Genomic DNA, 741 nt, shown 5'->3' with positions numbered 1-741 from the left:
AACTAACCACTGATATTATGGCAAGTGTGACTATAAAGCTGGAGCTGAACCACTCTTCACGATTACCTTCCTCAAGCACCACTTCCAAACAACCAAGCCCCAGTGCCATAGTGGCAATACCAAACCAGTCTGCTTTCTTTAACGAACCGAGGTCGAGTTTTTCATCATCAAGGCCATATCGGATCATGGTGATGACTAACAAAGCGGGTGGAATGTTGATGTAGAAAATATAGTGCCACGATAGGTTTTCTGTCAGCCAACCACCAAAGGTTGGGCCGATAGAGGGCGCAAACGTAGCGGTCACATCAAAAAGCGCCATACCCACAGCACGCTTGTTGAGCGGTAAAAGTTGGATAACCAGTGAAAACGCCAACGGAATCAGAGCACCACCACTGAAGCCTTGCAACGCGCTAAATACGATCATTGAGGTCATATTCCACGAGAATGAGCAGAGCAAAGAGGAGAGCGTGAATATCGCTGTCGTCCACGTTAAATAACGGCGCTTACCTAATGCCTTGGATAACCAACCACTCAGTGGAATCGCAATCATTTCTGCGACCAGATAAGAGGTGGAGATCCAAGAGCTCTCATCTAAAGTGGCAGAGAGTGCGCCTTGAATGTCTTTCAATGACGAGTTGGTGATCTGAATATCTAAGATAGCCATAAAGGCCCCGATCAGACCGCCAATCAAAGCGATCCAGTGGCGTGTTGGCACCTCTGAATTCATCGTCTCGTCAGGAG

General features: G+C 47.6%; 1 protein-coding gene. It reads right to left on the bottom strand.

The genetic code is table 11. The annotated features are described in order from the left end of the window. Positions 1 to 727, bottom strand: a 727-nt coding sequence (locus KIV40_RS33625) for an MFS transporter (RefSeq protein ID WP_285353758.1), incomplete at its 3' end; no start/stop codon positions are given. Positions 728 to 741: the final 14 nt, after the last annotated feature.

It is taken from the genome of Vibrio sp. D173a, assembly GCF_030248475.1.
Note: the sequence above shows the minus strand (reverse complement) of the source record. Positions and strands in the feature narration are given on the sequence as shown.